Origin of the sequence: Mesorhizobium sp. M0698 (genome assembly GCF_040320455.1) — a bacterium.
In the GTDB taxonomy this organism is placed as follows: domain Bacteria; phylum Pseudomonadota; class Alphaproteobacteria; order Rhizobiales; family Rhizobiaceae; genus Mesorhizobium.
The window spans coordinates 165,001-191,369 of sequence record NZ_JAMYPQ010000002.1 but is presented as its reverse complement, the minus strand read 5'-3'; the positions used below and the strand labels follow the sequence as shown (position 1 = coordinate 191,369).

Annotated in this window: 25 protein-coding genes, 1 tRNA gene and 2 rRNA genes (1 of these 28 running past the window's edge); 13 read left to right on the top strand and 15 right to left on the bottom strand. The window is 62.0% G+C overall.

Annotation, left to right across the window (positions count from 1 at the left end; genetic code table 11):
• Position 1 precedes the first annotated feature (1 nt).
• Both NKI16_RS05540 and NKI16_RS05535 read left to right on the top strand, forming a co-directional pair.
• On the top strand, positions 2 to 982 hold the full coding sequence (locus tag NKI16_RS05540) for a hydroxyacid dehydrogenase (protein WP_352783367.1): 981 nt from the start codon (positions 2 to 4) through the stop codon (positions 980 to 982).
• A gap of 42 nt (positions 983 to 1,024) precedes the next feature.
• Positions 1,025 to 1,408: a DUF6748 domain-containing protein gene (locus NKI16_RS05535; protein ID WP_352783369.1), complete on the top strand. Its 384-nt coding sequence runs from the start codon at positions 1,025 to 1,027 to the stop codon at positions 1,406 to 1,408.
• 14 nt (positions 1,409 to 1,422) lie between these two features.
• On the opposite strand, the gene NKI16_RS05530 is transcribed toward NKI16_RS05535, so the two are convergent.
• Complete coding sequence (locus NKI16_RS05530; RefSeq protein ID WP_352783370.1) at positions 1,423 to 2,718, bottom strand: amidase; 1,296 nt, start codon at positions 2,716 to 2,718, stop codon at positions 1,423 to 1,425.
• Positions 2,719 to 2,838: 120 nt separating this feature from the next.
• Here NKI16_RS05530 and NKI16_RS05525 point away from each other — a divergent pair, with 120 nt between their 5' ends.
• A complete protein-coding gene (locus NKI16_RS05525) occupies positions 2,839 to 3,186 on the top strand; it encodes a GFA family protein (RefSeq protein WP_352783372.1) in 348 nt (115 codons plus the stop codon).
• Here the strand turns inward: NKI16_RS05525 and NKI16_RS05520 are convergent.
• Positions 3,183 to 4,406 (bottom strand): MFS transporter, encoded by a 1,224-nt coding sequence (locus NKI16_RS05520; protein WP_352448398.1) that lies wholly within the window; start codon positions 4,404 to 4,406, stop codon positions 3,183 to 3,185. The genes NKI16_RS05525 and NKI16_RS05520 overlap by 4 nt on opposite strands.
• 91 nt (positions 4,407 to 4,497) lie before the next feature.
• Here NKI16_RS05520 and NKI16_RS05515 point away from each other — a divergent pair, with 91 nt between their 5' ends.
• Positions 4,498 to 5,478 carry an AraC family transcriptional regulator gene (locus NKI16_RS05515; RefSeq protein ID WP_352783374.1) on the top strand — a complete coding sequence of 327 codons (981 nt, stop codon included), beginning with the start codon at positions 4,498 to 4,500 and terminating at the stop codon, positions 5,476 to 5,478.
• A 12-nt stretch (positions 5,479 to 5,490) separates the two neighbouring features.
• Here the strand turns inward: NKI16_RS05515 and NKI16_RS05510 are convergent, their stop codons facing one another.
• The 8 genes from NKI16_RS05510 to NKI16_RS05475 form a co-directional block, all read right to left on the bottom strand.
• The gene (locus NKI16_RS05510; RefSeq protein ID WP_352783376.1) at positions 5,491 to 5,772 is read right to left on the bottom strand and encodes a hypothetical protein; all 282 of its coding nucleotides are present in this window, start codon (positions 5,770 to 5,772) and stop codon (positions 5,491 to 5,493) included.
• A gap of 246 nt (positions 5,773 to 6,018) precedes the next feature.
• Positions 6,019 to 7,122 carry an ABC transporter ATP-binding protein gene (locus NKI16_RS05505; RefSeq protein WP_352783377.1) on the bottom strand — a complete coding sequence of 368 codons (1,104 nt, stop codon included), beginning with the start codon at positions 7,120 to 7,122 and terminating at the stop codon, positions 6,019 to 6,021.
• Positions 7,122 to 8,225 carry an ABC transporter ATP-binding protein gene (locus NKI16_RS05500; RefSeq protein ID WP_352568289.1) on the bottom strand — a complete coding sequence of 368 codons (1,104 nt, stop codon included), beginning with the start codon at positions 8,223 to 8,225 and terminating at the stop codon, positions 7,122 to 7,124. Before NKI16_RS05500 ends, NKI16_RS05505 begins: the two co-directional genes overlap by 1 nt.
• Complete coding sequence (locus NKI16_RS05495; protein ID WP_023675179.1) at positions 8,222 to 8,443, bottom strand: hypothetical protein; 222 nt, start codon at positions 8,441 to 8,443, stop codon at positions 8,222 to 8,224. The genes NKI16_RS05500 and NKI16_RS05495 overlap by 4 nt, the downstream gene beginning before the upstream one ends.
• The gene (locus NKI16_RS05490; protein WP_292661213.1) at positions 8,440 to 9,399 is read right to left on the bottom strand and encodes a carbohydrate ABC transporter permease; all 960 of its coding nucleotides are present in this window, start codon (positions 9,397 to 9,399) and stop codon (positions 8,440 to 8,442) included. The genes NKI16_RS05495 and NKI16_RS05490 overlap by 4 nt, the downstream gene beginning before the upstream one ends.
• Before the next feature lies 1 nt (position 9,400).
• Positions 9,401 to 10,306 (bottom strand): carbohydrate ABC transporter permease, encoded by a 906-nt coding sequence (locus NKI16_RS05485; RefSeq protein WP_254816733.1) that lies wholly within the window; start codon positions 10,304 to 10,306, stop codon positions 9,401 to 9,403.
• 74 nt (positions 10,307 to 10,380) lie between these two features.
• Positions 10,381 to 11,697, bottom strand: a complete 1,317-nt coding sequence (locus NKI16_RS05480; RefSeq protein ID WP_352448404.1) for an ABC transporter substrate-binding protein — start codon at positions 11,695 to 11,697, stop codon at positions 10,381 to 10,383.
• A 357-nt stretch (positions 11,698 to 12,054) separates the two neighbouring features.
• Positions 12,055 to 12,723, bottom strand: coding sequence for a TetR/AcrR family transcriptional regulator (locus tag NKI16_RS05475; protein ID WP_352620517.1), 669 nt, complete (start codon positions 12,721 to 12,723; stop codon positions 12,055 to 12,057).
• 136 nt (positions 12,724 to 12,859) lie between these two features.
• Here NKI16_RS05475 and NKI16_RS05470 point away from each other — a divergent pair, with 136 nt between their 5' ends.
• The 3 genes from NKI16_RS05470 to NKI16_RS05460 are packed head-to-tail and all read left to right on the top strand — an operon-like array spanning position 12,860 to position 15,350.
• Positions 12,860 to 14,056 carry a Tm-1-like ATP-binding domain-containing protein gene (locus NKI16_RS05470; RefSeq protein WP_352456828.1) on the top strand — a complete coding sequence of 399 codons (1,197 nt, stop codon included), beginning with the start codon at positions 12,860 to 12,862 and terminating at the stop codon, positions 14,054 to 14,056.
• Positions 14,057 to 14,067: 11 nt separating this feature from the next.
• A complete protein-coding gene (locus NKI16_RS05465) occupies positions 14,068 to 14,907 on the top strand; it encodes a phosphoenolpyruvate hydrolase family protein (protein WP_352456829.1) in 840 nt (279 codons plus the stop codon).
• Between the two features lie 26 nt (positions 14,908 to 14,933).
• The gene (locus tag NKI16_RS05460) at positions 14,934 to 15,350 is read left to right on the top strand and encodes a cupin domain-containing protein (RefSeq protein WP_352620180.1); all 417 of its coding nucleotides are present in this window, start codon (positions 14,934 to 14,936) and stop codon (positions 15,348 to 15,350) included.
• A gap of 2 nt (positions 15,351 to 15,352) precedes the next feature.
• Here NKI16_RS05460 and NKI16_RS05455 read toward each other — a convergent pair whose 3' ends face one another.
• Together NKI16_RS05455 and NKI16_RS05450 are read right to left on the bottom strand one after the other, a co-directional pair.
• Positions 15,353 to 16,033: a DUF4304 domain-containing protein gene (locus NKI16_RS05455; protein ID WP_352754559.1), complete on the bottom strand. Its 681-nt coding sequence runs from the start codon at positions 16,031 to 16,033 to the stop codon at positions 15,353 to 15,355.
• A 51-nt stretch (positions 16,034 to 16,084) separates the two neighbouring features.
• Positions 16,085 to 17,302 (bottom strand): M24 family metallopeptidase, encoded by a 1,218-nt coding sequence (locus NKI16_RS05450; protein WP_352783380.1) that lies wholly within the window; start codon positions 17,300 to 17,302, stop codon positions 16,085 to 16,087.
• Positions 17,303 to 17,664: 362 nt separating this feature from the next.
• Here NKI16_RS05450 and NKI16_RS05445 point away from each other — a divergent pair, with 362 nt between their 5' ends.
• The 6 genes from NKI16_RS05445 to NKI16_RS05420 all read left to right on the top strand — a co-directional run bounded on the left by NKI16_RS05445 (position 17,665) and on the right by NKI16_RS05420 (position 23,531).
• Complete coding sequence (locus NKI16_RS05445) at positions 17,665 to 19,275, top strand: ABC transporter substrate-binding protein (protein ID WP_023675170.1); 1,611 nt, start codon at positions 17,665 to 17,667, stop codon at positions 19,273 to 19,275.
• A 156-nt stretch (positions 19,276 to 19,431) separates the two neighbouring features.
• Entirely contained in the window at positions 19,432 to 20,418 is a 987-nt protein-coding gene (locus NKI16_RS05440) for an ABC transporter permease (protein WP_023675169.1), read from the top strand.
• A complete protein-coding gene (locus NKI16_RS05435; RefSeq protein ID WP_023675168.1) occupies positions 20,415 to 21,245 on the top strand; it encodes an ABC transporter permease in 831 nt (276 codons plus the stop codon). Before NKI16_RS05440 ends, NKI16_RS05435 begins: the two co-directional genes overlap by 4 nt.
• Positions 21,242 to 22,240: an ABC transporter ATP-binding protein gene (locus NKI16_RS05430; protein WP_352568297.1), complete on the top strand. Its 999-nt coding sequence runs from the start codon at positions 21,242 to 21,244 to the stop codon at positions 22,238 to 22,240. The genes NKI16_RS05435 and NKI16_RS05430 overlap by 4 nt, the downstream gene beginning before the upstream one ends.
• Entirely contained in the window at positions 22,237 to 23,028 is a 792-nt protein-coding gene (locus NKI16_RS05425; protein WP_352783382.1) for an ATP-binding cassette domain-containing protein, read from the top strand. Before NKI16_RS05430 ends, NKI16_RS05425 begins: the two co-directional genes overlap by 4 nt.
• Positions 23,025 to 23,531, top strand: coding sequence for an L-2-amino-thiazoline-4-carboxylic acid hydrolase (locus NKI16_RS05420; protein WP_352568299.1), 507 nt, complete (start codon positions 23,025 to 23,027; stop codon positions 23,529 to 23,531). Before NKI16_RS05425 ends, NKI16_RS05420 begins: the two co-directional genes overlap by 4 nt.
• 250 nt (positions 23,532 to 23,781) lie before the next feature.
• Here the strand turns inward: NKI16_RS05420 and NKI16_RS05415 are convergent.
• The 3 genes from NKI16_RS05415 to NKI16_RS05405 all read right to left on the bottom strand — a co-directional run.
• Positions 23,782 to 23,858: transfer RNA gene (locus NKI16_RS05415), tRNA-Met, on the bottom strand.
• Positions 23,859 to 23,988: 130 nt separating this feature from the next.
• Positions 23,989 to 24,103: ribosomal RNA gene (gene rrf / locus NKI16_RS05410) — 5S ribosomal RNA — on the bottom strand.
• 96 nt (positions 24,104 to 24,199) lie between these two features.
• A 23S ribosomal RNA gene (locus NKI16_RS05405) occupies positions 24,200 to 26,369 on the bottom strand (it continues 629 nt past the right edge of the window).

The following is a 26,369-nucleotide window of genomic DNA, read 5'->3' as shown; positions in this document are numbered from 1 at the left end:
AATGCCCAAGATCCTGTCAACACACAGACTGCACCCTCGTGCCGCTTCCATGCTGACTGGGGCCGGCGAACTCGTCGTTGCTTCCGCCCTCGATGCGGCCACGCTGGCCGCCGAGGCGAGGAACGCCGATGTCATCATCGTTCGCGCTCCCTTGCCTGCGGCGCTTTTCGAAGGCGCGAAGAGGCTCAGGGCCGCGATCCGCCACGGCGCCGGGCTGGACATGGTACCGATGGAAGCGGCCAATGCGGCCGGCGTGCTGGTGGCGAACGTGCCGGGGGTGAACGCGCGATCTGTCGCCGAATATGTGATGTTCGCGGCGCTGGCGCTGCTTAGGCGCTTCCGTGTGTTGGACCGCGACTTGCGTGCGAAGGGCTGGCTGGCGGGCCGCGAACACACGGTGGTGGCCAGCGAGCTAGCGGGCAAGACGATCGGCATTGTCGGCCTCGGCGCGATCGGTCAGGCGGTTGGCCACATCGCCGCCCATGGGTTCGATCTGAATGTGGTGGCGACGACGCGCAGCATGCGGCCGGCGCCGGACAGGGTCGGCTTCCTGTCGATCGATGCACTCATCGAGCAGAGCGACATCATCGTTCTGTGCTGCCCGCTGACGCCCGAAACACGGGGGCTGATCAGCCGCGAGCGCATTGAGCGGATGAAGCCGGATGCGCTGCTGATCAATGTTTCGCGCGGGCCGGTGATCGATGACGACGCGCTGATCGAGGCCTTGCAGAAGGGCCGCATCGGCGGCGCTGCGCTCGATGTTTTTGCTACACAACCGCTACCGCCCAACCATCCTTATTTCGGCTTCGACAACGTCATCGTCACCCCGCACATGGCTGGGATTACCGAGCAGTCGATGATGCGCATGGGCGTCGGCGCGGCTGGCGAAGCCTTGCTGGTGCTGGCCAACAGATTGCCGGTCAATCTGCGCAACCCCGAAGTGGTCGAGCACTACCGGCGGCGGTTCCCTGCCGATTTCTGAAAGCGCCCCAATTTTCCCGAATTCGCCGGCGATGGTGCCGGCATGGCAAGCGTAACAAAATTCCTGCTGACCGCCGGCTTCTGCGTGGCGACGGCGCAAGCCTTCGCCAACGAACAGGGCAGCTACGTGTTCTGCGACAACGGCATACGCTGCGTGGCGGCACCCTGTCCATCGAACAGCGCACTCGACCTCGCTGCTGGGAAGCTCATCAAAGGCGTTTCAATCGACATCGATCGCCTGCCGCAGCAAGACAAGGCGCTCGATCTTTCAGACAAGCTCTATGCCGGCAAGGTCGTTGTTGTCGGCTCGATTGAGAACCGCACCCGGACCTTCAACGGCAAGCGGTACACCCTGCCTTGGCTGGTCGCCACCAGCATCGAACGCGCCGCCAAGGACAGCGAACGCGGCCACTGCTCGTCGCCCTGACACGCGCTATCCGATCAATTTGCAAGCAGCCCCTCCACGCCGGCTGCGATGCGCAGCAGGTGGTGGTCATGGCCATTGCGCGCCACCAGCATCAGCCCGGCAGGACGCGTCATTCCCGGCATCGGCAGCGAGATGGCTGATAGATCGAACTGGTTGGCGACCTGCGTGTTGCGCAGCAGAAGGCCTTCCGTCCTGTTGCACAGCGCCTCGTCGCTGGCCATCGACACGATTGTCGGCGCCGTCACCGGTGTGGTCGGCAGGGCCAGCACGTCGACCGACGCCAGCCGGTCATCCATCGCGGCGGCCAGCGCCGTGCGGCGGCGCATTGCCCTGATATAGACCGCGGCCGGAATGGCGGCGGCGCGCGACAATGGCCCGCTTACCCGCGGGTCGACCGGCCTCGTCGCTCCCGTCGCCAGCCAGTCGGCATGGATCTCCGCCCCTTCCATCGCCGCGATCGACGCGCGTTGGGTTGCCACGCGCAGATCGGCAAGCAGGTCGTCGATCGACAGCTCCACAAGCCGTGCGCCGCTAAGCTCTATCTTGCGCAGACACCGGTCGAACGTCGTCGCGACCTCTCCCTGCGTATCATCGAACAGCACGCCGCGCGCAATACCGATGCGCAGGCCGTCCAGCGGCAGCGGCAACAGTGCCGCCAAGTTTTCGCCCGACATCACTGCATCGGCCGCCGCACATTCGGCGACGGTGCGGGCCAGCGGACCGATCGAGTCCAGCGTGGCTGACAGCGGAAACGCACCCGCAAGCGGCACGCGCCGCGCAGTCGGCTTGAAACCGACGACGCCATTCAGCGATGCCGGAATGCGCACCGAACCACCGGTATCGGAACCGATGGAGATTTCGCTGGTGCCTTCGCCCACCGAAACGCCGGCGCCTGAGGAGGAGCCGCCCGGAATACGGCTGGCATCGCTAGCATTGCCGGGCGTGCCATAATGTGGATTGACGCCGATCGCAGTAAAGGCGAACTCGGTCATGTTGGTCTTGCCTAGGATGATTGCACCGGCCTGGCGCAACTGTTGTACGACAATGGCATCCCGCAGCGCCGGCGCTGCGTTGGCGAGCAGCAGAGAGCCGGCCGTGGTCGGCTCGCCGGCGACATCGAACAGATCCTTGATCGAGACGATCGCCCCATCGAGCGGCCCGAGCGTGACGCCGGCTTTTCGCCGCGCATCGGTAGCGTCCGCCGCCGCCCGTGCGGCTTCCGGGTAGAGCTTTACGAAAACCCTCTCATCGTCGACGCGAGCGGCAAGAGGCGAAAGAATTGCTTCGAGGTGATCGCGGGCTGATTGCATTTTTCGGTGTCGGACTCCGCGCGCTTGCAACGTCTTAAGGTAGCAGCCAGAAACGGGCCGCAGGAGACATAGCCCGGCACGGTCCGATTTGCACCTGTCGAACCGAAGGAGGAAGGCCCGATGCTCTACCAAGGCAGCTGCCACTGCGGCAAGGTCGCGTTCGAGGTCGAAGGCGAGCTGACCGGAGCCGTACGGTGCAATTGCTCGATCTGCTCGCGCAAGGGTGCACTGCTATGGGCAGTTCCGCATGAGAGCGTGCGGGTGCTTGCCTGGGGCGATGATCTCGGCCGCTACAGCTTCGGCAACCATGTCATCGCCCACCGCTTCTGCCGCAGCTGCGGCATTCACCCCTTCGCCGAGGATGTCGGCGAAGGGAGCGGGCGAAATGCCTATATCAATATTAATTGCATCGAGGCGTTGGACGTCGCCGCCGTGCCGGTCTTCGACTTCGACGGCCGTTCCGTTTAGGCCTTGGGGTCGTCGATCGGCTTGGGGCCAAGGAAGAACGCCGCCAGTGCCGCAAGCAACGTCGCCGCCGCGCAATAGGCGAAGGCGGTGGCAACGCCGGTATTGTCGACCAGCAGGCCGCCGAAGACGGCGCCCAACGCGATGGCGACCTGGAACGTCATAACCATGAGCCCACCGGCGCTTTCCGCCTGATCGGGGGCGGCCCGCACCAGCCAGGTCTGCAGCCCGACTGGGACGGCGCCGAAGGCAAAGCCCCAGCTGGCCACTGCTATTGCAGCCACGACGGGTGAACCTCCGACCACCAGCAGCAGGAGCGCCGAAAACGCGATCAGCAGGGGCGCCAGGCTGACGGCTGCCTTGAGGCTGCGTTCGGCAATGAAGCCGCCGGCAAAATTGCCGAAGAAGCCACCAATGCCGTAGGCGAGCAGCACAAGCGAGATCGTCTCGATGTCCAGCGCGGGCACCTTCTCGAGAAACGGGCGGACATAGGTGAAGCCGGCAAAATGTCCCGAGGCGACCAGCAGCACCACCAGCAGTGCCACCCTGATCATCGGCCGCTTCATCACCTCCAGCAGCGTGCGAAAACCTGCCGTACCTGCTGGCGGCAGCTTCGGAATGGTAGCCACCTGCACCAGCAGCGCCAGCGCACCGACCACGGCGGCGATCATGAACGCCGTCCGCCAGCCCCAGATGTCGCCGACATAGGCGCCGACCGGAGCCGCGCAGACCGTCGCCACCGAAACGCCGGTGAGAATGATCGACATGGCGCGCGGCATCAGCCGCATCGGAACGAGCCGCATCGCCATGGCTGCCGACATCGACCAGAAGCCGCCAAGACTGATCCCGAGCATGATGCGGGCAATCAGAAGAACGGGAAGCGAGGACGCAAACGCGGCCACCAGGTTTGACAGCACAAGCAGCACCGTCAGCGCCCACATGACCAGCCTGCGGTCCAGCCGCTTGGTGACAATAGCCATGGTCGGCGCCGCAATCGCGCCAATGACGGCGGTGGCCGTTACCGCCTGCCCGGCGGCGCCTTCGGTGATGCCGAGATCCTGCGCAAGCGGCGTCAGCAGGCTGGCAGGCAGAAATTCCGCGGTCACCAGGCCAAAGACTCCGAGCGCCAGGGAGACCACCGCCCCCCATGCGGGCTCGGATCGTTCGCCGGTTTCCGATGGGTCGAGAACGGCGTCCATGACGCCTGTCGCGGGTTCGGTCATGAGGGATCTCCGATCTGGTTGCAGCGCAGCATCTGGCTGCAGTGCAACATAGGGAGTGACTGTCTGGAGTTTCCATGCTAGAAACACCATTATGCTTGACCGTTCGTCCAAAATCCCCGTCACCGGTGATCCGCTGACAGACATATTGCGCGGATTGCGCCTCGAAGGCGTCGATTACGGCCGTTGCGAGATGAAGGAACCCTGGGGCATCCATTTTCCGGCTCAGGCGGCGGCACGGTTTCATTTCATCGGCCGCAAAGGCTGCTGGTTGCTGCAGCCGTCCGGCGAATGGGTGGAACTGAAGGCGGGCGACGCGGTATTGTTGCCGCGCGGCTCAGCCCACACGCTGGCAAGTGAGCCGGGCACCGAGGCGGCGCCGATCCACGGCTATGAGGTCGAGGAAATCTGCAAGAATGTCTATTGCATGTCGAATGACGGCGTGCCCGGCTGCCGTCCGGGGACCTTGCTGTTTTTCGGCAGCATGTATTTCAATCTCGATGGCTTGCACCCCTTGCTCGGCATGATGCCGGACGTGATGCGCGCGCATGAGTTGGAAGCCTATGAGCCAGGCATCCCGCATTTGCTGGAGGCGATGGCTCGCGAGGTGACGATGGAGCGCGTCGGCTCCGGCGGCATCCTGGCGCGGCTGGCCGATGTGCTCGCCGCGACCGTCATCCGCTCATGGGTCGAGCGCGGCTGCGGCGACTCTTCCGGATGGATCGCGGCGGTGAGGGACCGCGAGATCGGCCGGGTGCTGGCCGCGATCCATCTGGAACCGAGCCGCGACTGGACGGTAGACGCTCTGGCAAAGATGATGGGCGCCTCACGATCAGGTTTCGCCGAGCGCTTCGCAACCATTGTCGGCGAAACACCGGCAAAGTACGTCACGCAGGTGCGGATGCACCAGGCGCGGCAATGGCTGGTCCGCGACCGGCTGAAGATTTCCGTCGTCGCGGCGCGCCTCGGCTACGAATCCGACGCCTCCTTCAGCCGCGCCTTCAAACGGGTCATCGGATCGCCGCCCAGCCATTTCCGGGCCGAGGAACAGGCGGAGATCCGCCAGGCCGGCTAAACGTTGGCCGGCTTATTGCTCGGTGATGCAGGCCGAGCCGGCGCTGCTCTTGCAATATTTGCCGGAGGCCCCGCACCTGCCATCCGAGACTTCCACGACGGTGCCGCTCAACAACAGCTTGCAGTCGCTGGTGGACAGATTGACCGTGCCGTTGAGGTCCTTGATCTTCTTGGCGTCGACCTTCGCGCCGGCTACAACTTTCTTGGCTGCCTGCGCCTCGCTTAGATGCGCGGCCGACAATCCCATACTGGCGACGAGCAGGATCGTCGCAAAACTGCGGAACAGATTTCCCATAGCCAACCCTCCGTTTTGGGCCTCCAAATTGGGCTTGCAAAGCCCGTTTGGGACCAAAGGATCAGCCTATTCGACAAATCGGAGCATCCGCATCCCCCGTACGGGGGATGACGGGAAGACTCGAGCATTTCGCAGCCAAGTGGAATCAAGTGGCGTCGCACAAATGCGGCTAAAACACATGGATAGAGCGGGATGCACGGTTCACTTTGAACGCATCCCGCTCTAGCGCAGTAAAGACGCTTGTACTTAGCCGGCGTGACGCAGGCTTATTCCGCTGCCCTTGTCGAACAGCACCACCTTGTCCGGGTTCCAGGCAAAGCGCACCGGCTGCTCTATCTGGACGTCGGTCCTGGCAGGCACGGTGGCGCGCAGCATGGCGTCGCCGACCCGCAGCGTCAGGATCTTCTCGACGCCATGGTTCTCGACGTCATGGACCCGCGCCTCGACCGGCGCGCCGGTCTCGAGATAGACATCCTCGGGACGAATACCGAAGACGAGCGGGCGACCGTCGGTCGCCGCGCCCGTCTTTAGCCCCCACGAAGTCTTGGCACCCCCCGCAAACGGCAATTCGAAATTGAGCGGCGCCATCACCGCACGTCCGTTGACGAGCTTGCCGTCGATGAGGTTCATCGGCGGCGAGCCGACGAAGCTTGCCACGTAGGTGTCGCGCGGATTGTTATAGATCTCGTACGGCGTGCCGGTCTGGACGATGCGGCCATGGTTGAGCACGCCGACCTTGTCACCCATCGACATCGCCTCGATCTGATCATGCGTCACGAACAGGAAGGTGGCGCCAAGCTGCATCTGCAGGTTCTTCAATTCGGTGCGCAGCGCCTCGCGCAATTTGGCGTCGAGCGCCGACAACGGCTCGTCCATCAGGAATACCCGCGGCTTGCGCACGATGGCGCGACCGATCGAGACGCGCTGCATCTCGCCGCCTGAAAGCCTGTCGGTCTTGCGGTCGAGCAGATGCTCGATCCTCAACGTCCTGGCCGCGCGGTCGACACGATCCTTGATCTCGGCATCGGGCAGCCGGCGGATCTTCGGCTTCAGTGGAAATTCGAGGTTCTGGCGCACCGTATAGCGCGGGTACAGCGAATATTGCTGCAGCACCAGCGCCACGTCACGCTCGGCCGCGCCCCAGTCGGCGACATCGACGCCGTCGATGAAGACCTGGCCTTCGCTCGGTTTTTCCAGGCCGGCAATCATGCGCAGCGTCGTCGTCTTGCCGGCGCCGGTCTCGCCAAGCAGAACGAAGAACTCGCCATCGGCGATGTCGAGATCGAGCCCGGTCAAGGCGGTGTGATTGCCGAATTTCTTCGAGATGTTCTTGAGCTGGATGTGGGCCATCAGAGTCTCACTCCCAGCGATTTGCCGCTCGCCGTGTCGAAGAAATGCGCCTGGCTGGGATCGATTCTGACGAAGACTCTTTCGCCAGGGCCGCCGATGAAGCCGCTCTTGGTGCGCGCACGCAGCATCTTGGAGCCGACCTTGAGGTCGACGATGTCGAAGGACCCGAGCGGCTCGACGATCTGCGTCTCCACCGGCAAGAATCCCTCGGCGGCTTCGCGGCGGACGAGGACGCCTTCCGGCCGGATGCCGAGCGCGAGTTGGCTGCCGGCATGGCCGTTGAGCTTCGACAGCAAGGCGCGCGGGAATTCGAAACCGGCGGCCGCATCGCCGACCGTGACCGAGGCCGATGAGGCTTTCTCGGTCACCGAAGTGTCGGCGACGTTCATCACCGGGCTGCCTACAAATTGCGCGACGAAAAGATTCGCCGGATGCGAATAGACCTCGTCCGGCGAGCCGACCTGCTGCAGCACACCTTCATGCATGATGACGATGCGGTCGGCGAGGCTCATCGCCTCGATCTGGTCGTGGGTGACGTAGATGCTGGTCGAGCCCTGCTTGATGTGCAGCCGCTTGATCTCGGCCCGCATCTCCTCGCGCAGCTTGGCATCGAGCGCCCCGATCGGCTCGTCCATCAGCATCGCCTTCGGCCGCCGCACCAAGGCTCGGCCGATCGCCACGCGCTGCATGTCGCCGCCCGACAGCGCCGACGGTTTCTTGGCGAGGAGATCGCTGATCTGCAGCGTCTTGGCGACCGAGCGCACCTCGCTGTCGATCTCGGCCTTGCTCTTGCGCGTCGCCCTGAGCGGAAAGGCGATGTTCTCATAGACGCTCATATGCGGATAGAGCGAGAACGACTGGAAGACCATGGCGATATCGCGATCGGCGGCCTTGAGGTGCTGGACCGGCTTGCCGTCGATGAGGATGTCGCCGCCGTCGATCGTCTCCAGCCCGGCAATCGCCCTGAGCGTCGTCGTCTTCCCGCAGCCCGACTGGCCGAGCAGCACGATGAACTCGTTGTCGTCGATCTTCAGGTTGAGGTCCTTGATGACCTGGACGGCGCCGAAATATTTCTGGATGCCTCGAAGCTCGATCTGGGTCAATGCTGTGCCCCCGGATTTGCCCCTTGCCCGGTGCCGGCCTTCTCCTCCGGCGCGATCTTGGAGGTGATGTTGAAGCCGATCAGGCCGATCAGGATGATGGTCACGCCATAGCTGTGCAGCAGCATGTTCCACGGCTGGCAGAGCGCGATGATACCGAGCACCATCAGCACCTGGCTGCCCGGTTCGAGATATTTCTGGTTGATGTCGCGAAAGCTCATTTGCGGATCGCTCCAAACGACATGCCGCGCAACAGGTGGTTGCGGAGCAGGAAGGTGAAGATCGCGACCGGCAGCAGGAACAGGAAGGTTCCGGCGGCAATCACCGTCCAGTCCGGCAGGCCGGAACCGACCTGGCTGGGGATGAAGGGCGGTGCTGTCTGGGCACGGCGGCTGGTCATGATCAGTGCGAAGGCATATTCGTTCCACGCCGTGATAAAGCAGAACACGGCGGTGGCGGCGATGCCGGTGGCGGCCTCGGGCAGCACGATCTTGAAGAAGGCCTCCATGCGCGTATAGCCGTCGACGAGGGCCGCCTCCTCATACTCCTTGGGGATCTCGTCCATGAAGCCTTTCATCAGCCACACCGAGAAGGACAGGTTGAAGGCGGTGTAAAGGATGATCAGGCCGATATGGGAATCGTTGAGGCCGACCGCCCGGTACATCAGGAACATCGGAATGGCGACGACCACCGGCGGCAGCATGCGTGTCGACAGGATGAAGAACAGTAGGTCCGCCTCGCCTTTTACCTTGAAGCGCGAGAACCCATAGGCGGTGAAGGTGCCCATGCCGACGGCCAGGACGGTCGAGGTTATGGCAACGATCAGTGAGTTCATGAAACGGCTCGGATAGCCCGACCACTGCACCTGGCCCTTGCCGTCGCGCACGATCTTTTCGCCCCCATTGAAGACGACGCGCTCCCACCACGGCGCAGCCGCGTACTCCTCCGGCGACGGCGGGCTGCGCAGCTGCGAACGCTTGGTGAACAACTTGACGAAGGGCGATATCTCCGGCTGGAAAACCACCGTCGGCGGAATGGTGGTGGCGAGGTTGCGCGGCTTGAACGCCGTCGAGGCGATCCAGTAGATCGGCGCCAGGAAGATGATCGTCACCAGCAGGACAGCGACGATGGCGACCCGGTTGAAGGTGATTTCGGAAGAAGTGCGGACTGCGGCCATCTCAGCGCTCCTTCACCTTGTTGAGGTATTTGACATAGATGTTGGTGATCGCCAGGACCATGATCAGCACGATGTAGGCGAGCGCGCAGGAACGCCCGGTCTGCCATTCCTGGAACGCCATCTTGTAGAGCCGGATCGAGATCAGCTCGGCCGTCGGCTGGCTGGTCAGGATATAGGCGAGGTCGAAGGTCTTGAACGCCTCCATGGTGCGGAAGATGACCGCGATCATCAGGATCGGTGCAACCAGCGGCAGCGTTATGCGGAAGAAGGTGTAGAACGGCCCGGCCCTGTCGATCGCGGCTGCCTCGTAGAGATGCTTGGGCACGGCCGACAGGCCGGCCAGCGACAACAGCATGACGAAGGGCGACCACATCCAGATGTCGGTCAGCGCGACCGCATAGAGCGCCATTTTCGGATTCGACAGCCATTCGAAGGTGCCGAGGCCCAGCGCATAATTGATGATGCCGAAGGACGGATCGTAGAGCAGCTTCCAGAACAGGCCGACGACGGCCATCGACAGCATCATCGGCAACAACAGGAGCGTCGTCAGCAGGCCCTTGAGCGGAATGTCGCGATTGAGCAGCATGGCCACGCCGAAGCCGACGAGCAGCTGGCCGGCGACCGAGATGATGACGTATTTTGCGGTGATGGCGAAGTTGGACCAGACATAGGGATCGCTGAGCAGGTCGCGGTAGTTTTGCAGCCCGACGAAATTCGCCGCCGCGCTGGTCGAGGCGCGGAAATCGGTGAACGAATAGCCCAGCGAATAGATCAGCGGGAAGATGTTGAAGACGATCAGAAACAGGATCGTCGGGATGATGAAGAGATTGCGGATCGAAATGTCGCTTAGACCGCGAGCGGCGGCCCGCGAGGACCTGTCCAGCGTGGTGATCATCGTGGTCGCCAAGACTCTGCTCCCGGTTCAAAAATCAGAAAAAGAAACGGAGGAGGCACGAACGCCCCCTCCGTGAAACTTCATAGTTATTGGCCGCGGCCGTATTTCTTGAAGGTCGCGTTCCAGTCGGCTGCCAGTGCGTCCAGCGTCTCCTTGGCGGTGCCTTCGCCGCCGATCATGTAAGGATAGATGCGCTGATTGAGCTGCTGCAGCAGTTCCGCATATTCCGGAACCGCCCAGAAGTCCTTGACCTTGAACATGGTCTCGTAGAACGCCTTGTTGTAGGGCGTGGCGTTCTGGAATTCGGGCGACTTGAGCACGGCGGCACTGCAGGTGTAGCCGCCAAGCGCTGCCCATTTCTTCTGGGTCTCGTCCTTGATGAACCATTCCAGGAACTTCGTCGCCTCTTCCTGCTTCTGCGAGTAGGAAACGATGGAGATGCCCTGACCGCCGAGTGCGGCGAACTGGTCGCCGCCAGGTCCGGCTGGATTGGCGAAGAAGCCGGTGTTCTTGGCGTTCGGGTTCGACGCCTCGTTGATCAGCGAGGGGAAGAACGCGAAGTAGTTCATGCTCATCGCGGCCAGGTTTTCAGTGATCGCCTGGTTGTCCTCGACGAAGAACGACTTGGCCCAGCCCGGAGGCGTGAACTTGTAGAGTTCCTTGTAGGCGTCAAGCGCCGCGATCGCCTTGTCGGAGTTGATGAAGCCATCGACCTTGTAGGTCTTATAGTCACCCAACTCGCCGCCAAAGGAGAACAGCGCGTTTTCGAAGCCCATCGCCATCGCGTCATACGAATTGTCGGTGTAGATGGCGATGCCGTATTTTTTCTGGTCCGGCCGGTAGAAGAATTCGGCGATGTCGCGTAGCGCCTTGAAATCCTTCGGCACGTCGAGGTCGTAGCCATACTTGGCCTTGAAGGCCTCCTTTTCCTTGGGGTCTTCGAACCAGTCCTTGCGATAGGACCAGCCGACGGCGTCGCCTTCGAGCGGAATGGCCCAGTACTTGCTGCTGCCGCCCGGATATTCGGCATAGTATTTCACCGTGGCCGGTGCCATCACTTCACCGACCTTGTGCTTGTTGAAGAAGTCGGTCAGGTCGACATAGTGGCCACCGGTCGAGCCGGCACCGAGCCATTGCGAGTCGCCGACGACCATATCGTAGGCGTCGCCATGGGCGTTGAACTCGGTGAAGGCCTTGGTCTGGAAGTCGGGCCACGGTGTGGTTTCCACCGTGATCTTGACGCCGGTTTCCTTCTCGTACTCGTTGCCGAGTTCCTGCAGGTAATTGGCCGGATCCCATTCCGCCCAGAAGATTGTAAGTTCCTTTTCCTGCGCGTAGACGGACGTTCCGCAGGCGAGCACTAGGCCGATACCAGCAAGCAAGCTGGTCATTGTCTTGCGCATAATGATTTCCTCCCTTGTGCGCATTCTACCGTTCATGAGAACCGGCATAGAGGCCGGCCCTGGTAGTCCTCCCGTGACGGCACCGTTTCGGTCTGTGAGCCTCCTCGCTCGACCGAAACGGATCTCAGCCTTCACCTTTGATCCGCTTTATTTGTCCTGATCTGGTATTACCAATTTAAGAGGAACGTCAAGCCCTTTCTTGGACGGTGGCGGACACGCAGACAAGTTGGCTTCTGCGATATCTGCCTGTTTTCCCTGAATTTTCCTACTCCTTGATACATGAATGCCTTAGTTGGGCCGCTGCATCGCTAGTAGCATGAATAGCCAGGTTGAAAATCTGGTCGAACCAGATTGGCGTCATCTCACGGCGGTCGTCGGCGCGATCCCATCTCCTTCAATCATCGATTCGGTCATAGCCGCGCGCACAAGAGCGCCGGCCGCCCATTGCGCAACCGACATCATACTGCGGCTATCCAATCCCCATATATCCTTCAATACGATCAGCATCTCAACACCGAAGATCAATGACAGCGCCTGCGCGAGCCGCTTGAATTCGCGCGGCGGCAACCGGCCTTTGAGTGGCGCGATCGCATCTTTCAAAAGATCGACGCGATGGCCGCGCGTGAAGGCAGGTTCGCCGTCAAGCGTGCCTGCCTGTCGCTGCGCCCACTGGTCGAGCGACAGTTTCAGCGCCGCCTTGAACGTCGCTTCGAAGACCTCGATGCGCGGCATGGCGGTCTCGAACAGCTCGGCGACCCGGCGCTCGGGATCGGCAGAGCTCGATTTCCACGTAAGGATCGGCCCAAGCCCCTCATCGACCACCGCCTGCACCAACGCCGCCTGGCTCGGAAAATACCGATAGGCGGTGGCGCGCGAGACCTCCGCTGCCTCCGCCACCTCGCTGACGGAGGGCGTGGCGCCCGCCTGCATCAGCTTTGTCGCCGTCTCCAGCATGAGACGCCTGGTGCGCGCGCGGGCCCCGCGCTCTACTTGGGGGTTCGGCCCTTGGCTGGCATCGTCGTCCATTGCCGCTTGTTGACGTGAGACATTCATGTCAATATGATACGCGTGTCTCAAAAAATTGCAATGGCCCTTCGCGCCGTCGAACGGCCGGGCAAAAAGGGGCGGCAGCGCCGAGCACGCCCAAGACCGGGGAAACGCGATGAAGCGCATCTATGTGGTGGGCACCGCCGACACCAAGGGCGAGGAACTCGCATTTCTGGCCGATGCGGTCGCGGCTACCGGCGCTTCGATTGCCCGTGTCGACATCGGAACACGCGGCGCGACCGTGCCGGTCGATGTTTCGGCAGACGAGGTCGCCAGCCACCATTCCGAGGGTCGCAATGCCGTGCTCGGCGTCGACGATCGCGGCACCGCGGTGGCGGCGATGGCTGCCGCCTTTGCCCGGTTTGTCCAGTCGCGCAGCGATATTGCCGGGATTATCGGCATTGGCGGCGGTGGCGGCACCTCGATCATCACCGCAGGCATGCGCACGCTGCCGCTCGGTCTGCCCAAGATCATGGTTTCGACGTTGGCCTCGGGTGACACCGCGCCTTACGTCGACGTCTCCGACATCGTCATGATGCCGTCGGTGACCGACATGGCCGGCCTCAACCGGCTTTCGCGTGTCGTGCTGCACAATGCCGCCCAGGCGATATCGGGCATGGCGACAAAGCCGGCGCCGCCGCCCGAGGGCAAACCGTCGCTCGGCCTCACCATGTTCGGCGTCACCACGCCATGCGTGACCGCGATCGCCGATGAGCTTCGTTCGACTTATGACTGCATGGTCTTTCATGCCACCGGCACCGGCGGCCGCACCATGGAAAAATTGGCCGACAGCGGCCTGTTGTCAGGCGTCATCGACATCACAACGACCGAAGTCTGCGACTTGGTGCTTGGCGGCGTGCTGCCGGCGACCGAAGATCGCTTTGGCGCCATCGCCCGCACCGGGCTGCCTTATGTCGGCTCGGTCGGCGCGCTCGACATGGTCAATTTCTGGGCGCCGCCGACAATTCCGGAACGCTATCGCGGCCGGCTGTTCTATGAGCACAATCCAAACGTCACACTGATGCGCACCACTGCCGACGAAAGCAGAACGATCGGCGAATGGATCGGTACAAGGCTGAGCCTCTGCCAGGGTCCGGTTCGTTTCCTCATTCCGGAGAAAGGCGTGTCGGCGCTCGACATTGAAGGCGGCGCCTTCTTCGACCCTGAAGCCGATGCCGCTTTGTTCGAGGCGATCGAGCGTACCATCAAACCCGCCAAAACGCGGCGCGTGCTGCGCCTGCCGCTTCATATCAACGACCCCGAATTCGCCTGGGCTGCCACAACGGCCTTCCTCGACATCGCCAGACAGTGAGACACCAAGACATGGCCGCCATACCGCGCAAGAAAATCCTGGAGAAATTCCGCAAGATGATCGCGGACGGCGTGCCGATCGTCGGCGGCGGTGCCGGCACCGGCCTGTCGGCCAAGGCAGAGGAAGCCGGCGGCATCGACCTGATCATCATCTACAATTCCGGCCGCTACCGCATGGCCGGGCGCGGCTCGGCCGCCGGCCTGCTCGCCTATGGCAACGCCAACGAGATCGTCAAGGAAATGGCCTACGAAGTGCTGCCGGTAGTGAAGAAGACGCCGGTGCTGGCCGGCGTCAACGGCACCGATCCCTTCGTCATCATGCCGCTGCTTTTGGCCGAGTTGAAGACGATGGGCTTTTCCGGTGTGCAGAACTTTCCGACCATCGGACTGTTCGACGGCCAGATGCGGCAGAGTTTTGAAGAAACCGGCATGGGCTTCGGGCTCGAGGTCGACATGATCGCCGAGGCTCACAAACTCGACCTGTTGACCACGCCCTATGTCTTCAACCCAGACGAGGCGCGCGCCATGACAACAGCTGGCGCCGACATCGTCGTCGCCCATATGGGGGTGACCACCGGCGGCTCGATTGGCGCGACATCGGCTAAATCGCTGGACGACTGTGTGAGCGAGATCGACGCCATCGCCAAAGCGGCACGCTCAGTGCGCGAGGATATGATCCTGCTTTGCCATGGCGGGCCGATCTCGATGCCGGACGACGCCAGATATATTCTCGAGCGCTGCAAGGGCCTGCACGGGTTCTATGGCGCCAGTTCGATGGAGCGGCTGCCGGCGGAAGCCTCGATCGCCAGGCAGACGGCGGATTTCAAGGCCGTTACGTTCGGCGCTGCGTAGAGACCAGCAAAAAGAAGGGTGGGACGATGACCGACAACAGCAAGGTATTCGTATATCCAAAAGACGTCAGCGCCTTCGGCTTCGACTGGGGCAGGCTGTCGCTGACGGTCGCTCCCGAAGTGAACGGCGCAAAGCGATTTTCCGGTGGTGTCGTCGACCTACCGTCAGGCAAAGGCCATACGCGTCATAACCATCCGGGTGCGGAGGAGATCATCTTTGTCATCTCAGGCCATGGCGAGCAGATGGTCGAAGACGAGAAAGGCAACCCGGTCGTCGAGAAAGTCGGCCCCGGCTGCACCATCTATGTGCCGGAAAGCCGCTTCCACTCGACGCTCAATACCGGCGACGGGCCGATGCAGCTTTTCGTCGTCTATTCGCCGGCCGGGCCGGAACTGGCGTTGCGGGAGTTGCCGGATTTCAGGTTGATCCCGCCGGGCAGATAATGTCACAGGCTGAGGCCAATCTTCATCGCACGAGCGACCCTTGCTAGGTTGTTAGTATCGCTCCCCAGAGCGAGCCTATCCGGCAAAGTGGGGACATCGCGCTCTGATCGGAAAGCATCCGGCGAAGGTAAGCGCGCCACCCAATAGGACAAACAGTTTTCCGCTGCCTCTGGACCAAGCTGCCAGAGTACAAATCGAACAGCATTTTCAGGGAACATGAAGCCCGGAACTTCAGAACATGCGACCTGTTCGGCTAGTTTGCGCGGAACGTCGAAACGTTCGAAGAGCGGCAGGACAGTCGTTTGGATGTTGGCAACGATGTTCGCGATTTCAGCCTGGCGGGTATGCGGGTTTGCGATGTTCCATGTCCGCCAATGATGCGGGGTTCGCAAATTGCCAAGCTGTCCACCGGCGACCCAATCGCTGGCACTGGCGGGCCAAGCGCTTCGCTCGTCCCACTCCTTTATTGCCTTGCTGTAGACCGACGCATGCACGACGAGTTCGACGTACTCGCCGCCGACGTTCAGATAGTTTGATTGAAAGGAGATTTTGAATACCCAGTCGCCGGCCCGACGACTCGCATGAGGACCGCTTTTCGCAAAGCGGAACCCAATCGGTTCGAACTCCATGGAGATCTGCTCGCACCCGTCGATAAAGACCTGCTTGGGCAGTTCGGGTTCCATATCGGCAAATGCTCGCTGGCGTGACCAATTATTTGCTCGGACGAGGTAATCTCAAGAACGGGCTAGGTAACCAGCGCCTAAGCCGCCCCCGCCCCTGTTCCAGCCCCGGCCCCGATCGCCGAACATGACGTAACCGGCATCGGTCACCGCCACCGTGTCCTCCAGCTTGATGAAGCCGCGCGTCGGGTGGAGCATGGTCGTCTCGACCGAAAGCACCATGTTCTTCTCCAGCGGCTTTGCGGCATAGGTGCCTTCATAGGTCACCGGATGGTTGGTCATCAGGAACGGCGCTTCATGCGTGATCAGCCCCATGCCATGCGCGAAGAAATCAGTATAGGCCGCAACCTTGGATTTCTTCAGAACGCCTTCGGCACGAGAAATCATGTCACCGCCCAGCGTGCCCGCCTTGACCTTGGAGAAGGCCGCCTGCTGCACTGCCTCGATCTCGGCCAGCAGATCCTCGAGTTCGGCGTCAGGGTCGCCCAGCACGCCCATGCGGCAAAGATCGCCGATATAGCCGTGGTAGTTGCCGCCGGAATCGATCGACATCACCTCGCCCTTCCTCCACGCCTGCGGCGAGGCGGCGCGGTTGTGGCTGGAGCCTAGCGTCAACAGGCAATATTCGAAATGCGCGCCGCGATTGGTCTCCTCGCGCCTGAGCTGTTCGATGATCTCGCTCTTGGTCGTGCCTTCGCGTGCCCAGCCGATGGTCGCCAGCATGGAATCGGTGATCAGCTCCGAAGCGATGCGCAGCTCTTCCAGCTCCGCCTCGGTTTTGATTGCCCGCATGCGCTCCAGCATATCAGTCGCATCGATCAGCTTGGCATCCGGCAGCGCGTTGCGGATCAGCATATAGGCGTCGGACGGCAGGAAGGCGGGCTCGATGCCGATGCGGGCATTGCCCTTGCCGATCTTTCGCAAATGCTCGACCGCCAGATTGGCGGCATCGAGCGTACCCCAGCAGGCGGCATGCAGTGTCGGCGTCCAGAACGGATGATTCTGGTGCTCGCCGCCTTCCATGCGGTTGCCGATATAGGCGGCATGCTCCGGGCCGCCTTTCTCATAGACGACAACAGGCAAATAGCGGCTGTGGCCGATCGCATCCATGGCGGCGAAGAAGATGAACTTGTAGCCGCCAAGCAGATATTGCGTGTTGTGCTTGGATGTGGCGAGCAGCACGTCGATGCCGTCCTCCTCCATCAGCCCGTCCACCCTGGCCTGGTCGAACGGCACGCTGCCGACGGCATTCTTGCCCGGGGCAATGTTCATGTCTCTCTCCCTGAAATCCCTTAGCCAGCCGCTCGGCGGTGCCGGCTTTTCTGGCTCTGATCCTCGGCTATGCTTAAAACTGCATCATTTTGCCCGATCTGGTCCAGCCAGAATGGCGAACGAGCCCCAAAAGCTCCTTCACCTGCTGCACTCCCTCCAGTCTGGTCCTGCCAGAATCCGCGCATCGAACCGTTTCTGTACAACTGGTCCAGCGGACGGAAATTTCAAAGCCACGCGAGGATGCGCCAATTCCGTCTCTGGCGAAACCCCCGACAAGGCTCATAATCACGTTGTGGAACGCTTATGAGCGTCCGAGGGGTACGGCGGACCCGGCCGGGTCGCGGAGAGGACGGAGTTCGATCATGTCAGAGTTCACCATTTCCAGACGCACGATGCTGGCCGGTTCGGCATTGCTGCTGGCTTCCACGGCCATGCCGACGATCGGCTGGGCGCAAACGCCGAAAAAGGGCGGACGACTGGTCGTTGCCGCCGATTCCGAGCCGCGCAATCTCAATCCGGCGATCGTCGCCTCGAACGGTGTCTTCTTCATTTCTAGCAAGATCGTGGAAACCTTGGCCGAGGCATCCTTTGACGGCAAGGACGGGCTCGATCCACGCCTGGCGCTGAGCTGGGAAGGCGACGCCGACGGCCTGTCGGTGACATTTAAGCTACGCGAGGGCGTCAAATGGCATGACGGCAAGCCCTTTACCTCCGCCGACGTCGCCTTCTCGGCGCTGCAGGTCTGGAAACCGCTGCAGAATCTCGGCCGCACCGTGTTCAAGGATCTTGAGGCCGTCGACACGCCGGACGAGGCCACCGCCGTGTTCAAATTCGCCAAGCCGACACCGTTCCAGCTGATCCGCAATGCCTTGCCGGCTCTCACCAGCGTGGTGCCGAAGCACATCTATGAGACCGGAAAGATTGAGGACAACCCGGCCAACAACGCACCGGTCGGCACCGGCCCATTCAAATTCGCCGAATACAAGCCCGGCGAATATTACCGGCTGGAGAAGAACACCGATTATTGGGGCAAGGACCAGCCCTATCTCGACGAGATCATCTATCAGGTGCTGCCCGACCGCACCTCCGCCGCAAGCGCGCTCGAAGCGGAGGAAATCCAGCTCGCCGCCTTTTCCGCCGTGCCGTTGGCCGATCTCGACCGCATCTCCAAGGTGCCTGGCCTCAAGGTTATCACCAAAGGCTACGAAGCGCTGACCTACCAACTGATCGTCGAGATCAACCATCGCCGCAAGGAGCTGGCCGACCTGAAAGTGCGCCAGGCGATCGCTCACGCCATCGACAAGGATTTCGTCGTCAAGACGGTATTTCTCGGCTATGCCGCGACCGCCACCGGCCCGGTGCCGAAAAACGATCCGCAATTCTACACCGCCGACGTGCCGACCTATGACTTCGACGTTGCCAAGGCCAATGCCTTGCTTGACGAGGCCGGCTACAGCCGAGGCGATGACGGCAAGCGCTTTTCGCTGAAACTGCTGCCGGCGCCCTACTTCAACGAGACCAAGCAGTTCGGCGACTATCTGCGCCAGGCGCTCGCCGCCATCGGCATCGACGCCCAGCTGGTCAACAACGACTCGGCCGCGCACATCAAGGCGGTCTACACCGACCACGCCTTCGACCTTGCGGTCGGGCCGCCGGTGTTTCGCGGCGATCCGGCGATCTCGACCACCATCCTGGTGCAGAGCGGCATTCCCGACGGCGTGCCCTTCTCCAACCAGGGCGGCTACAAGAACGCTGAACTCGATGCCCTGATCGCCAAGGCATCGGAGACGCTCGACACCGCCGCCCGCACCGAACTCTACAAGGAGTTCCAGAGAAAAGTTGCCGCCGACCTGCCGCTCATCAACGTCGCCGAATGGAGTTTCATCAGCGTCGCCCGCGACACGGTCAAGAACATCGCCAACAACCCGCGCTGGGCGGTATCGAACTGGGCGGACACTTGGCTGGAGGCTTAGGCAGGTCGGCTCAAGGCTTGCACATCGCCTATGTGGGTGCTCAGCTTCGGCTATGAGAGTTCCTTCGCGCCCCCCTCTGTCCTGCCGGACATCTCCCCCACGAGGGGGGTGCCGAACGCAGCGCCGAAGACTTGGCTCTCCTGTCAGTGCTGCGCCATGACCCGCGCCCTCATCCTTCTTCGCCGCCGTCTCGTTGGCAGCATCTTCGTGCTGCTGATCGTCGTCGTCGGCACCTTCCTTTTGCTCGAAGCAGCGCCCGGCGACGCGGTCGATGCCTATATCGTCTCGACCGGCGGCGACGCCGGCATGATCGAGCTGTTGCGTCACCGCTGGGGTCTCGACCAATCGGAGCTGACGCGGCTGGCCAACTATCTCTGGGCGCTGCTGCATCTCGACCTTGGCCAGTCGGTCACCTTCTCGCGGCCGATCCGCGACGTCATCCTCGAGCGCCTGCCTACCACGCTGCTGTTGATGGGCAGCGCCACCGCGCTCTCCTTCGGCCTCGGCTCGGCGCTCGGCATCTATGCCGGCGCCAGACCCGGCAGCTTCCGTGATCGCTTCCTGTCCATCGGCTCGCTGGCGCTCTATGCCGTACCGGGATTCTGGCTCGGGCTGGTGCTGATCATCGTCTTCGCCGTCGACCTGCGCTGGTTTCCGATCGGCGGCATCGAGAGCATCGCCTCGGGCAAGACCGGCCTCGATCGCGCCGCCGACATCGCCCGCCATCTCGTCCTGCCGGTGTCCGCGCTCGGCTTCATCTATCTCGCGCTTTACCTGCGCATGATGCGCGCCGGCATGGCCGAAGTCTGGCGACAGGATTTTGTCCTCGCCGCCCGCGCCAGGGGACTTTCCCGCCAGCGCATCGTGCTCGCCCACGTCGCCCGCAACGCATTGTTGCCGCTGGTCACCATGCTTGGCCTGCAGTCCGCGCAAATGCTGGGCGGCAGCGTCGTCATCGAAAGCGTCTTTTCCGTGCCCGGCCTTGGCCGGCTGGCGCAGGAAGCGGTGGCCGCGCGCGACACGCCGTTGCTGCTCGGCATCATTCTCGTCAGCGCCGTTCTGGTCGTCATCGTCAACCTTCTCGTCGACATCGCTTACGCCTTCCTCGATCCGCGCGTCGGCGCCAGTGAGGCCGGTGCGTGAGCCCGCTTCGCCGCTTTCTTCGCACGCCGGAAGCGATCGCCGGCGCGGTCTTCCTGGCGGCACTGTTTGCCGTGGCGCTTGCCGCACCTTTGTTCTTTCCCGGCGATCCGCAGGCGATTGCCGGGCCGGCATTGCTGCCGCCATTCCAGGACTGGTCGCTGCCACTGGGCACCGACCGCCTAGGCCGCGACGTGCTTGCCGAGCTTTTCCATGGCGCCCGTACCTCCCTGGCGGTCGGGCTGGCAGCAGCAGCCGCCGCCCTTGCCGTCGGCGCCGTGATCGGCACGTTGGCCGGCTTTGCCGGCGGCCTCGTCGACGAAGTGCTGATGCGCATCACCGACGCTTTCCAGACCGTGCCGGCCTTCCTGCTAGCTTTGGCTTTCGTCAGCATCGTCGGGCCATCGCTCGGCGTCGTCGTCGTGGCGATAGCGCTTGGCGCCTGGACAGGACCGGCACGCGTGGCGCGGGCCGAAGTGCTGTCGATCCGCGAGCGCGATTTTGTTGCCGGCGCCCGCGTCATCGGCATGCATCCGCTGGAGATCGCCTTTCGCGAGGTGCTCCCCAATGCGCTGCCGCCGGTAATGGCTTTGTCGTCGGTGATCGTCGCCGCGGCGATTCTCACCGAAGCGGCATTGTCCTTTCTCGGCCTCGGCGATCCCAACCGGGTTACCTGGGGCGGCATGATCGCCGAAGGCCGCGCCGTGCTGCGCACCGCGCCCTTCCTGTCGATCATTCCGGGCGTAGCGCTCGTGCTCACCGTGCTCGGCGTCTATCTCGCCGGCGAAGGCGTCGTCGAGACCACGGCGATGAGGAGGAGCCTGTCGTGACGGCGCTTGCTTCGATCCGCAATCTGACGGTGACCTATCGCCGTGACGGCGCCGAGGTAGCGGCGCTGAAGAATGTCGGCTTCGACATCACCGCCGGCGAGCGCTTTGCCATCATCGGTGAAAGCGGTTCGGGCAAGAGCACGCTGGCGCTGGCCATTGCCGACCTGCTGCCGGCCACCGCCAGGATCGAAGGCCGCATCGATTGGCTCTTGCGCCCGCCACCAATGTTTGGTGCCAAGGCACCCCCCTCTGTCCTGCCGGACATCTCCCCCTCAAGGGGGGAGATCGGCAGTTCCGCAGCCGGTTCCTTTCCGCCAGCTTCGGTGATTGGCGAAGGCAGAGATGAAAGTGCAATCTCCCCCCTTGAGGGGGAGATGTCCGGCAGGACAGAGGGGGGTGCGACGGGACGCCAACCTGCAAGCCTTCGCGACCATGCTCCAATCGGTGGCCGTGACATCGGCTTCATTTTCCAGGACCCATCCGCAAGTCTCGACCCGGTGATGCCAATCGGCAAGCAGATCGCGGAAGTCGCGTGCACTCATCTCAGCCTCAGTTGGCGAGACGCCTATGCCAAGGCAAAAACCCTGCTCGAGCGCGTCCGCCTGCCCGATCCGGACGCTGCCCTCTGCGCCTTCCCGCACCAGCTCTCCGGCGGCCAGAAGCAGCGTGTGGCGATCGCCGCGGCGATTGCTGCCGGTCCGAAACTGCTGATCGCCGACGAGGCGACCAGCGCGCTGGATACGATCGTGCAGGCCGAGATCGTCGGGCTGATCCGGCGACTGGTGGCCGAGGACGGTATGACGCTGCTGTTCATCAGCCACGACATTGCGCTGGCCGCTGAGCTTGCGGAGCGCATCGCGGTGTTCCGGCATGGCGAGCTGCTCGAGCTCGGTTCGACAGCCCAAATCGTCAATGCGCCGCGTCACGCATACACTCGTGTGCTGCTTGACGCTCATCTCGGCCTCGACGCCGAGCCGCTGTTGCGGCGAACATGACCGACCCGCTGCTCGCCGTTTCCGGCCTGACCAAACGATACAGTCGCGGCGGCAAGATCATCGCCGCGGTCGACGACGTTTCCTTCCACATCGACCCCGGCGAGACGCTGGCGCTAGCCGGACCTTCCGGCAGCGGCAAGTCGACGATAGCTCGTCTAGTGCTCCGGCTCATCGAATTCGATACCGGCCGTATCGAATTTGAAGGCAGCGATTTCCTGTCGCTGAACGGCGCTGCCTTGCGCGGCCGGCGCGCCCGTCTTCAGATGGTGTTTCAGGATCCGCTCGCCGCCTTGAACCCACGCGCCACAGTCGCGCGTGTGCTCGACGACCCCTTGCGCATCCATCACATTGCCTCTGGCCCCGAGCGCCCGCGCCGTATTGCAGCTCTGCTGGAACGCGTCGGCCTCAGCCCCGGTCTCGCCGGCCGCGCCATTCACGAAATTTCCGGCGGTCAGCGCCAGCGCGTTGCAATCGCCCGCGCCATCGCCACGAAACCGTCGCTGGTCGTGCTCGACGAGGCCGTGTCGGCGCTCGACGTTTCGGTTCGTGCGCAGATCCTGCAACTGCTGCTCGACCTTCAACGCGAGGAGCGCATCGCCTATCTATTCGTTTCGCACGATCTCGGCGTCGTCCGTGCCATCGCCCACCGCATGGCCATTCTGGACGCCGGGCGGATTGCCGAGAGCGGCGATGCCCGCACCGTCATCGACGCGCCGCAATCCGCGATCGGCAAGGCGCTGGTAGCGGCAGCGCCAAGACTGTCAAGGATCGAACAGGACGCATCATGACCGACGCCGAAGCCCGAGCCGAAAAACTGTCGCGCGAACTCGATTCCGCCTTCCGCAACCGCGCCGATCTCTATCGTCTGTTCCTCGACGAGCTAACCGCGGAGTTGGGCGCGGAAAAAGCCGAGGCGATTATGATCCGTATAATCGAACAACGCGGCAAGGAGGTTGCGGCGGCGGCCTTTGCCGATTTCGGCCCGAACGATGCACCGGCGATCGGCGAGGCGTTCCTGGCCGTCAGCCCGGATGGCGGCCGCATGTATCCGACCGACGTCGAACGCAGCCAAGGCCGCATCGCCTTCAAGGTCAAGCGCTGTCCGCTGAAGGACGCCTGGGTCGAAGCCGGCGTCGGCGACGAGAAGCTCGCCACGCTCTGCCGAATCGCCGGCGCCTTCGACCGCGGCCTGTTCGAGGCCACCGGAGTGCGCTTCGACAACGTCACCTGGACGCCGGGCCACGGTTCCGGCTGCTGCCACATCGCCTTGACCAACCGGGATGCCGGCTAGAGCTGCATCCATGCAGCACATTCAGGTGCCGGCAGGACGTGGAACTTCGTCGCGGCGCGCGAGCTTCGGTGTTTGGCAGCACGCCCCAAAACAAAAAAACCCCGGCGCTGTAAGGCTACCGGGGTTTTTGCGGGGGCTGGACCTGCCTTGGTGTCTCGCTGTGTCTGCTTCGTGCGAGTCCCTGACGGGGATCGAACCAATCGGCCAGCAAAACGAAAACGGCCCGCACAAGGCGGGCCGTTTTCGAATTTGGTTGCGGGGACAGGATTTGAACCTGTGACCTTCAGGTTATGAGCCTGACGAGCTACCGGGCTGCTCCACCCCGCGTCAACCCTAGAAGTAAGCCTTGGCTCACTGGATTCAAGCTTCCGCCAAATGAAAAGGCCGCTTGCGCGGCCCGATATCCCGTTGGCGGGCCTGTTCGTAAGGAGAAGATTAAACAACGTGCGCTTGGCAGACCTGGCAGCGACCTACTCTCCCGCGTCTTGAGACGAAGTACCATCAGCGCTGGAGCGTTTCACGGCCGAGTTCGGAATGGGATCGGGTGCAGCCGCTCCGCCATAACCACCAGGTCGGCAAAACGCACGTTGCTCGAGAAGCTGTTTTCTGTGCCATCCATCTCGGCGCAATCCAAGGATTGTCACCAGAAATGGGCATTAGGAATGAGAACGATCAAGCCGATCGAACTATTAGTACCGGTAAGCTTCAAGCGTTGCCGCTCTTCCACACCCGGCCTATCAACGTGGTCGTCTTCCACGGTTCTCAGGGAATACTCGTTTTAAGGTGGGTTTCCCGCTTAGATGCCTTCAGCGGTTATCCCGTCCGGATATAGCTACCCTGCTATGCGGCTGGCGCCACAACAGGTCCACCAGAGATCCGTCCATCCCGGTCCTCTCGTACTAGGGACAGATCCTTTCAATATTCCTACACCCACGGCAGATAGGGACCGAACTGTCTCACGACGTTCTGAACCCAACTCACGTACCGCTTTAAATGGCGAACAGCCATACCCTTGGGACCTGCTCCAGCCCCAGGATGCGATGAGTCGACATCGAGGTGCCAAACAACCCCGTCGATATGGACTCTTGGGGGTCATCAGCCTGTTATCCCCGGCGTACCTTTTATCCGTTGAGCGATGGCCCTTCCACGCGGGACCACCGGATCACTATGACCGACTTTCGTCTCTGCTCGACTTGTCAGTCTCGCAGTCAGGCAGGCTTATGCCATTGCACTCAGCGAACGATTTCCGACCGTTCTGAGCCCACCATCGCGCGCCTCCGTTACTCTTTAGGAGGCGACCGCCCCAGTCAAACTACCCACCATACATTGTCCCGGACCCGGATAACGGGCCGCGGTTAGACATCCATAGTGATAAGGGTGGTATTTCAAGGGTGGCTCCACCTGAGCTGGCGCCCAGGTTTCAAAGCCTACCACCTATCCTACACATGCCACTACGAATGCCAATGTAAAGCTATAGTAAAGGTGCACGGGGTCTTTCCGTCTAACCGCAGGAACCCCGCATCTTCACGGGGAATTCAATTTCACTGAGTCTATGCTGGAGACAGCGGGGAAGTCGTTACGCCATTCGTGCAGGTCGGAACTTACCCGACAAGGAATTTCGCTACCTTAGGACCGTTATAGTTACGGCCGCCGTTTACTGGGGCTTCGATTCAGAGCTTGCACCCCTCCTCTTAACCTTCCAGCACCGGGCAGGCGTCAGACCCTATACGTCGTCTTGCGACTTCGCAGAGCCCTGTGTTTTTGATAAACAGTCGCTACCCCCTGGTCTGTGCCACCCTCCCATGCTTGCGCATGAAAGGGTCACGCTTCTTCCGAAGTTACGCGTGCAATTTGCCGAGTTCCTTCAGCATAGTTCTCTCAAGCGCCTTGGTATACTCTACCAGTCCACCAGTGTCGGTTTCGGGTACGGTCTATAAGGAGGAGCTATTTCCTGGAACCACGCAGCAGCCCTTTCAATCCGATAAGATTGGACTACCTCAATGATCCGTCACTTCCTCCAGGCCCACGAATATTAACGTGGTTCCCATCGTCTACGCATTTCTGCCTCGACTTAGGGGCCGGCTAACCCTGCTCAGATTAGCTTTAAGCAGGAACCCTTGGACTTTCGGCGGGGGAGTCTCTCACTCCCCTTACGTTACTCATGTCAGCATTCGCACTTCTGATACCTCCACCACCCCTCACGGGTATGGCTTCATCAGCTTACAGAACGCTCCGCTACCGCTTGCATTGCTGCAAACCCTAAGCTTCGGTGTATGGCTTTAGCCCCGTTACATTTTCGGCGCAAAGACCCTTATTTAGACCAGTGAGCTGTTACGCTTTCTTTAAATGATGGCTGCTTCTAAGCCAACATCCTGGTTGTTTTGGGATCCTCACATCCTTTCCCACTTAGCCATAACTTGGGGACCTTAGCTGTAGGTCAGGGTTGTTTCCCTTTTCACGACGGACGTTAGCACCCGCCGTGTGTCTGCCGACTATTACTCCCAGGTATTCGGAGTTTGGTTAGGTTTGGTAATCCGGTGAGGACCCCTAGCCCATCCAGTGCTCTACCCCCTGGGGTATTCGGTCGACGCTCTACCTAAATAGATTTCGCGGAGAACCAGCTATTTCCGAGTTTGATTGGCCTTTCACCCCTAGCCACAAGTCATCCCGAACTATTGCAACAGTTATGGGTTCGGTCCTCCAGTAAGTGTTACCTTACCTTCAACCTGCTCATGGCTAGATCACTCGGTTTCGGGTCTAATGCGACGAACTGAACGCCCTGTTCAGACTCGCTTTCGCTGCGCCTACACCTATCGGTTTAAGCTTGCTCGTCACACT

Excerpts from the sequence above, each read along its gene's own strand:
- NKI16_RS05440 (WP_023675169.1), top strand. The coding sequence starts at position 19,432 with ATGACCCGCGCCCTCATCCTTCTTCGCCGCCGTCTCGTTGGCAGCATC.
- NKI16_RS05455 (WP_352754559.1), bottom strand. The coding sequence starts at position 16,033 with ATGGAACCCGAACTGCCCAAGCAGGTCTTTATCGACGGGTGCGAGCAG.
- NKI16_RS05535 (WP_352783369.1), top strand. The coding sequence starts at position 1,025 with ATGGCAAGCGTAACAAAATTCCTGCTGACCGCCGGCTTCTGCGTGGCG.
- NKI16_RS05465 (WP_352456829.1), top strand. The coding sequence starts at position 14,068 with ATGGCCGCCATACCGCGCAAGAAAATCCTGGAGAAATTCCGCAAGATG.
- NKI16_RS05530 (WP_352783370.1), bottom strand. The coding sequence starts at position 2,718 with ATGCAATCAGCCCGCGATCACCTCGAAGCAATTCTTTCGCCTCTTGCC.
- NKI16_RS05520 (WP_352448398.1), bottom strand. The coding sequence starts at position 4,406 with ATGACCGAACCCGCGACAGGCGTCATGGACGCCGTTCTCGACCCATCG.
- NKI16_RS05525 (WP_352783372.1), top strand. The coding sequence starts at position 2,839 with ATGCTCTACCAAGGCAGCTGCCACTGCGGCAAGGTCGCGTTCGAGGTC.
- NKI16_RS05495 (WP_023675179.1), bottom strand. The coding sequence starts at position 8,443 with ATGAGCTTTCGCGACATCAACCAGAAATATCTCGAACCGGGCAGCCAG.
- NKI16_RS05420 (WP_352568299.1), top strand. The coding sequence starts at position 23,025 with ATGACCGACGCCGAAGCCCGAGCCGAAAAACTGTCGCGCGAACTCGAT.
- NKI16_RS05475 (WP_352620517.1), bottom strand. The coding sequence starts at position 12,723 with ATGGACGACGATGCCAGCCAAGGGCCGAACCCCCAAGTAGAGCGCGGG.
- NKI16_RS05450 (WP_352783380.1), bottom strand. The coding sequence starts at position 17,302 with ATGAACATTGCCCCGGGCAAGAATGCCGTCGGCAGCGTGCCGTTCGAC.
- NKI16_RS05470 (WP_352456828.1), top strand. The coding sequence starts at position 12,860 with ATGAAGCGCATCTATGTGGTGGGCACCGCCGACACCAAGGGCGAGGAA.
- NKI16_RS05515 (WP_352783374.1), top strand. The coding sequence starts at position 4,498 with ATGCTTGACCGTTCGTCCAAAATCCCCGTCACCGGTGATCCGCTGACA.
- NKI16_RS05510 (WP_352783376.1), bottom strand. The coding sequence starts at position 5,772 with ATGGGAAATCTGTTCCGCAGTTTTGCGACGATCCTGCTCGTCGCCAGT.
- NKI16_RS05505 (WP_352783377.1), bottom strand. The coding sequence starts at position 7,122 with ATGGCCCACATCCAGCTCAAGAACATCTCGAAGAAATTCGGCAATCAC.
- NKI16_RS05425 (WP_352783382.1), top strand. The coding sequence starts at position 22,237 with ATGACCGACCCGCTGCTCGCCGTTTCCGGCCTGACCAAACGATACAGT.
- NKI16_RS05490 (WP_292661213.1), bottom strand. The coding sequence starts at position 9,399 with ATGGCCGCAGTCCGCACTTCTTCCGAAATCACCTTCAACCGGGTCGCC.
- NKI16_RS05460 (WP_352620180.1), top strand. The coding sequence starts at position 14,934 with ATGACCGACAACAGCAAGGTATTCGTATATCCAAAAGACGTCAGCGCC.
- NKI16_RS05480 (WP_352448404.1), bottom strand. The coding sequence starts at position 11,697 with ATGCGCAAGACAATGACCAGCTTGCTTGCTGGTATCGGCCTAGTGCTC.
- NKI16_RS05540 (WP_352783367.1), top strand. The coding sequence starts at position 2 with ATGCCCAAGATCCTGTCAACACACAGACTGCACCCTCGTGCCGCTTCC.
- NKI16_RS05445 (WP_023675170.1), top strand. The coding sequence starts at position 17,665 with ATGTCAGAGTTCACCATTTCCAGACGCACGATGCTGGCCGGTTCGGCA.